Genomic DNA, 6,740 nt, shown 5'->3' on the forward strand with positions numbered 1-6,740 from the left:
CCACCGGAACCGGCGACAGACCCCCATCCAGCACATACACCCGCGTGTTGTCCATCGGCCGACCGATCGGCACCGAACCACCCACGACCGCACCCGCCGGAACCTCGTACTGCGTCGCACACAAGGTGATCTCCGTCGGCCCGTACAACACCCGCACCACCGTGCCCGGACACGCCTCCACCACCCTGCGCACCGCCACCGGCGACACCACATCACCACCCGTCAACACCTCACGGACGCCGGAGAAACAGTCCGCGTCCTGTTCGGCGATCACGCGGAAGAGCCCGGCTGTCAGGTGTACGGAGGTGATCTGTTCCCTGGTGAGCAGCGCCCTCAGGGCCGCCGAGTCGATCGGCTCCGTCGGGGCGACGACGACCCGGGCCCCGGAGAGCAGCGGAACCCACAGCTCGTAGTCGGAGATGTCGAAGGCGTGTGGTGCGTGGAAGAGGACGCGGTCCTCGGGGCCGCTCTTCCAGGACGCGTCACGGGTCAGATCGACGATGGCCCGGTGCGTGACGGCGACGCCCTTGGGTTCACCCGTGGAGCCTGACGTGTACATTACGTACGCTAGGCCGTCGGCCTGCACGGCGCCGAAGAAGAGGGGTTCCGAGCCGCTCCGGGCCTCGCCGGCCGCTGCCGCAGCACCGTCCACAGCGTGGACGACTGCCGCGCCCGCAAATGTGGCCGCATCCCCCGGCCGGTCCGTCAGCAGCAGCCGGGCGTGGCAGTCCTCCATGACGGTTCGGCGGCGCTCCGCCGGGTAGCCGTCGTGCAGTGGTACGTAGAACGCGCCGGACTTGAGCACGGCCAGCAGCGCGACCACGAGGTCGGCGGAGCGCTCCATCCAGACCGCGACGGCCTGTTCCGGTCCCGCGCCCATGGCGACGAGTTCGTGAGCCAGGGCACTCGCCCTGGCGTCCAACTCGGCGTACGTGAGCTCCGTTCCGCCGCCCGTGAGGGCGACGGCGTCCGGGGTGGCATGCGCCTGCGCCCGGAAGAGATCGGGCACGGTGGTGTGTGGGGGCCGGACGGTGGCGCCATGGCCCAGGGCCAGGAGCTGCTCCCGTTCGGCCGGCCCGAGCAGGTCGACGTCACGGATCGCGGTGTCCGGTGCGGTGACGATGGCCTCGAGGAGTCGGACGAGGCGTGCCGCCAGTTGTTCGACGGCCGCCCGGTCGAAGGCGTCCTCGCGGTAGTCGAGGTTGAGGACGAGCTCGCGTCCGGGAAGGACCATGAGGCTCAGCGGATAGTGGGTCGCGTCGTGGCCCATGACGTCGGCGACCTGGAGGTCCGCACCGAGTTCGGCGGACGCGGCCTCGTCCACCGGGTAGTTCTCGAACACGACCACGGTGTCGAAGAGGTCGGTCCGTCCAGCGGCCTTCTGGATTTCGGCGAGTCCGAGGTGCTGGTGGGGCATCAGACGTGCCTGATCGTCCTGAAGCCGCGCAAGGACCTCGACGACGGACCGCGCCGGGTCGAGTCGTACCCGGACCGGCAGGGTGTTGATGAAAAGCCCGACCATGGTCTCGATGCCAGGGAGCTCCGGTGGGCGTCCGGAGACGGTGATACCGAAGAGCACGTCCTCCGAACCGGTGAGTCGTCCCAGCAGGATGCCCCAGGCTCCCTGCATCAGCGTGTTGAAGGTGAGGTTCCGGGTGCGTGCCAGTTCGGCGAGAGCGCCTGTCAGGCTTTCGTCGACCGTGAAGGTGGCGCGTCGCGGGAACGATTCGGCCGGGCTCGTGCCCGGGTGGGGTACGAGGCGGGTGGAGTCCTGGAGCCCGTCGAGCGCGGCCGCCCATTCCTCGCGCGCGCTCTCGCCGTCCTGCCGTGCGGTCCAGGCGAGGTAGTCGCGGTACGGGGTGACCGGCGTGAGGCGGGCATCGCCCCGGCTCCGGTAGAGCCTGAACAGCTCCTGGAACAGGACCGCGTTCGACCATCCGTCGAGCAGGATGTGGTGGTTGGCCCAGACGAACCGGTAGTCGTCCTCGGCCATCCGGACGAGGGTGCACCGGATCAGCGGGGCCTGGCGCAGGTCGAACCGGCGCCGGCGGTCCTCGGCGAGGAGGCGTTCGAGTTCGGCTGCGCGCTGCTCGTGCGGGAGGCGAGTGAGGTCGATGTCCTGCCAGGGGACTTCGACGTCGCGCATCACCAGCTGCACGGGCTGCCCTGTCTTGCGATGCTGTATTCCCACCCGGAGGTTGGCGTGACGGCTCAGCACCTCGTTCACTGCCGTGCGCAGAGCGGGCCCGTCGACTGTGCCGCGCAGGGAGATGACGAGCTGGACGACGTAGGTGTCTGCGGCTTCGTCATCGAACTGCGCGTGGAAGAGGAGTCCCTCCTGAAGAGGCGACAACGGAAGGATGTCTTCAATTCGCGACCGCTTCATCTCAAATCCTTCCGTTCAGTCTTCGAACTCGGCGAACTCGAACTCGTCGATTTCGTCTTGGCTCAGCCCCAGGAGGGGCACGTCGGACGGGGTCAGTCCGCCGATGCTGGGGGAATCGACGAGTGCGGCCATGTCGGCCAGGGCCTGCGTGTACGCGTCGGCGAGCTCCTGGACCTCGCCGGCCGTCGACAGGCGGCCAGGCCAGGCCCAGGTGGTGAGCAGCTCGGGACCGGAGGTGGTGTCGCGGGCCACGGCGTTGACCGTGAGGGTGTGGGTCATGGGCATGTCCGGGTCGGCGCCGCCGCCGACTTCTCCGTCGTCGATGACCGACCAGGGGCGTGGCTCCGTGCCGTTGTGGCCGGTCGGCGCCGGGATGCGTCCCAGGTAGTTGAAGAGGATGTGGGATGCGGGGAGGGCAGCGAGGCGGTCGGCGGCCGCCGGGTTGAGGTGCCTGAGCAGGCCGTAGCCGAAGCCGTTGTCCGGGGCTGCCCGCAGCTGCTCCTTCACGTACTTGAGGCCGTCCTCCGCCCCGTGCCCACCACCGACCTCCTGCATGTCCAGTCGGACGGGCGCGACGCTGGTGAACCAGCCCACCGTCCGCGAAACGTCGAGGTCTGGGCTGATCCCCTGGCGCCCGTGGCGCTCCACGTCGACGAGGAACGGCGGCGTGTTTCCGCCGAGCCGTGCCGTGCGACGGTCGACGGCCAGCATGAGGCCTGCGAGCAGGACGCTGTCCGGTGCGCAGTTGAAGGCCTCGGGCAGTGTGGTCAGCAGCGGTCCCGCCAGTTCCGCCGGGAGTGTCACGCTGAGGTTCTCGGCGGTGCCCCACGTGTCGCGTGCGGGTTCCGGGGTGGCTTGCAGCGTACTCAAAGGCGGCTCGGTGTCCGCGGTGAGCCGCTCCCAGAAGGGCAGCTCGACGATCCGCCGCTCTGCCTCGAAGGCCGTGTGTTCCGCCCAACGGCGGAAGGACGTGTTGACGGGCTGGAGGCTCGGCTGCCGGCCCGCGGCGACGGCCTCCCAAGCGGAGGCGAGGTCGGGCACGAGGATGCGCCAGGACACGGCGTCGACGGCGAGGTGGTGGACCGTGATGACCAGGCTGCCGTAGGCGTGCGGTCCCGCGTCGAGCCAGACGACGTCCAGCATGCGGCCGTTCGCCGGAGCCAGTCGGCTGCCCGCCGCGGCCTCCTGCTCGACCGCCAGCTCCCGGAGCCGCGGCTCCCCCAGCCCAGCGGCCTCGACTCGGCACAGGGCCGATGCGGCGGAGACCGTGCCGGGCGGCAGCACCTCGAGCTGCCAGGTTCCGTCCTGCGCGACGGCGAGCCGGGCCCTGAGGAGGTCGTGGTGGTCGATGACCGCCTGCAGCGCGGCCGTGAGGTCCTCGCGGAGCAGGCCGCCCGGGGTCACGAGCATGACCGACTGGCTGAACCGGTCGATGACGTCGCTGCGTTCGCAGAGCTGCCGCATGACCGGTGTCAACGGCACCACGCCGGTGCCCGAGCCAGAGTCCGCTGCCGCCTCGGTTCGCCCGTCCACCTCGACCGCGACCGCCGCAAGTCCTTCGACGGTCTTCCGCTCGAACACCTGCCGCGGTGTGACGATCAGCCCTGCCGCGCGCGCCTTTGCGACGAGCTGGATGGAGACGATGCTGTCGCCACCCATCGCGAAGAAACTGTCGTCCGCGGCGACCTCGCCGACCCCGAGGACGTCGGCGAATACCGCGCACAGTATGCGCTCCTTGGCGGTGCGGGGAGCTCGACCGCCCCCGCCCGCGTAGTCGGGTACGGGCAGTGCCGCCCGGTCGAGCTTGCCCGTCGGCCCGAGGGGAAGGGCGTCGAGCTGCACCAGGGCAGCCGGAACCATGTAGTCGGGCACGGCATCGGCAAGACGGTCCCGCACGTCTTCGGGCTCGACGCTTGCGTCGGCGTCGGCAACCAGGTAGGCGACGAGCCGTTTGTCGCCCGGCCGGTCCTCGCGGACGATGACCACGGCCAGGGCCACCTCCGGGAACGACTCCAGCACTGCCTCGATCTCGCCCGGCTCGATGCGGAAGCCGCGCACCTTGACCTGGGTGTCGGTGCGGCCGGCGAACTCCAGGGTGCCCTCGTGGTTCCACTTCACCCGGTCGCCGGTCCGGTACATGCGCGTACCGGCTGGACCGAACGGGTCGGCCACGAACCGCTCCGCCGACAGGTCGGGGCGGTCGACGTAACCGCGGGCCAAGCCCTCACCGGCGACGTACAGCTCGCCGATCACTCCGCAGGGCACGGGTTGAAGGCCTTCGTCGAGCACATACAGCCGCGTGTTGTCGAGCGGCCGGCCGATCGGGATGGGAGCGTTGTCGTCGCTCCCCGTGGGCAGCGCATGGTGGGCGACGCACAGGGTTGCTTCGGTCGGCCCGTAGCTGTTGGTGAACCGCATGCCGCGGGCGTGGTCCTGCACCTTTCGCACCGCGGAGGGCGAGACCGTGTCACCGCCGACGTAGACGTCGCGGAGCGTGCCGAAACTTTGGGGGGCGCTCTCGGCCAGGGCCCGGAAGATGCCCTCGTTGAGCAGACCCACGGTGACCCGGGCCTCCGTCATGGTGCGGGCGAGCTCGGGGATGTCCGCGGCCACGGTGCCCGAGGCCACGAGGGTGGCACCACTGAGGAGGCCGCCCCACACCTCGTAGGTGGAGGCGTCGAACGACGGCGACGAGTGGACCAGGACACGGTCCTCGCCCGTGTCCTGCCAGTACCGGTCGAAGACGAGCGCGACGACGTTGCGGTGGGTGATGGCCACGCCCTTGGGCCGCCCGGTGGATCCGGAGGTGAACATCACGTACGCCAGGTCGAGCGGCCGCACCGCCGGTGCCGCATCGGCCGCTGCCGGCGAGCCCGGTGCAGGCAGCTCCTCGACCTGCAGGATGTCGAGACCGTTCTGCAGGTACCGGTTCGGAAGCAGGGCGCGAGTCGTCCGGTCGACCACGACGGCGGTGCTCAGGGAGTCGCCGAGGATCAGCTCCAGGCGGGCGGCGGGGCTCCGCCGGTCCAGGGGCACGTACGCGGCTCCGACCTGCGCTAGGGCGAGGGTCATGGAGATCTGGTCGAGCCAGCTGTCCAGCAGGAGCGCCACGCGATCGCCCCGCCCGATGCCTCGTGCGGCCAGCCCGTGCGCAAGCTGCCGTGCGCGCATGCCCAGCTCGGCGTAGGTGAGCTCGGCTCCGCCGCCCACCAGTGCGAGGGCATCGGGCGTGCGCGAGACCTGGGCCTGGAACAGCTCCGGCAGCGTTGCCTCGGGAATCTCGTGAGCCGTGTCGTTCCACTCGACGAGCATCCGCCGTCGCTCGTCCGCGCCGAGGACACAGAGGGTACGGACCGGCTGGTCGGGGTCGGCCGTGACGGTTTCGAGGAGCCGGGACAAGCGCTCGGCGAGCTGCTCGACGGTGGTGCGCTCGAACAGGTCGGTGCGGTAGTCCAACGCACCCAGCAGGCCGGCCGGGCTCCCGTCGAGCCCATGTGTCTCGGCGAGGTTGAGGGACAGGTCGAATCGAGCCGCCGGGATGTGCACCGGCTCGTCCCGCGTCTGGATCCCGGGCAGGTTGAGGTCGGGTTGCGCATTGTTGTGGAAGGCGAGCATGACTTGGAAGAGGGGGTGGCGGGCCATGGAGCGGGCCGGATTGAGGATCTCCACGAGCCGCTCGAACGGCACGTCCTGGTGGGCGAACGCGGCCAGGTCTGCTTCCCTGACCCGTCCGAGGACCTGGCGGAACGTCGGGTCGCCCGAGAGATCGGTTCGCAGGACGAGCGTGTTCACGAAGAACCCGACGAGTTCGTCGAGGGCGTCGTCGGTACGCCCGCCGATCGGCGTCCCGATCGGAATGTCCTGTCCGCCACCCATCTTCGACAGCAGGACCGTCAGAGCAGCCTGAACGGTCATGAACGCACTCGCCCCGCACGACCGGGACAGGTGCACCAGACGGGCATGCACCTCCGCCGGCACACGGACCTCCACCGAGTCGCCCTCGTGCGAGGCGATCGGGGGGCGCGGGTGGTCGACCGGGAGCTCCAGCTCTTCCGGAAGATCGGCCAAAGCCTGCTTCCAGTAGGCGATCTGGGCGGCGATCACGCTGTCCGGGTCGTCCTCGTCACCGAGGGCCTCTCGCTGCCACAGCGTGTAGTCCGCGTACTGCACCTCGAGCGGCTGCCACTCGGGGGCAGCACCCTGGCAGCGAGCGGCGTATGCCTGCGACAGGTCCTTCGCCAGCGGCGCCAACGACCAGCCGTCGGCCGCTATGTGATGGACCACCATGACCAGAACGTATTCGCCGGGGGTGTCGGTGACGTCCAGCACCCTGACCCGCCACGGCAGGTCCCGT

The 6,740-nt window shown here is 70.1% G+C and carries 2 protein-coding genes; both read right to left on the reverse strand.

Going from position 1 to position 6,740, the window contains the following annotated elements; all coding sequences use genetic code 11:
* Positions 1–2,386: non-ribosomal peptide synthetase (locus tag ACZ3KP_RS40820; RefSeq protein WP_467506190.1), on the reverse strand; the 2,386-nt coding region annotated here is incomplete at its 3' end.
* A gap of 15 nt (positions 2,387–2,401) precedes the next feature.
* Positions 2,402–6,733, reverse strand: a complete 4,332-nt coding sequence (locus ACZ3KP_RS40825; protein ID WP_467506191.1) for an amino acid adenylation domain-containing protein — start codon at positions 6,731–6,733, stop codon at positions 2,402–2,404.
* Positions 6,734–6,740: the final 7 nt, after the last annotated feature.

It is taken from the genome of Streptomyces sp. NPDC020958 (genome assembly GCF_055562175.1).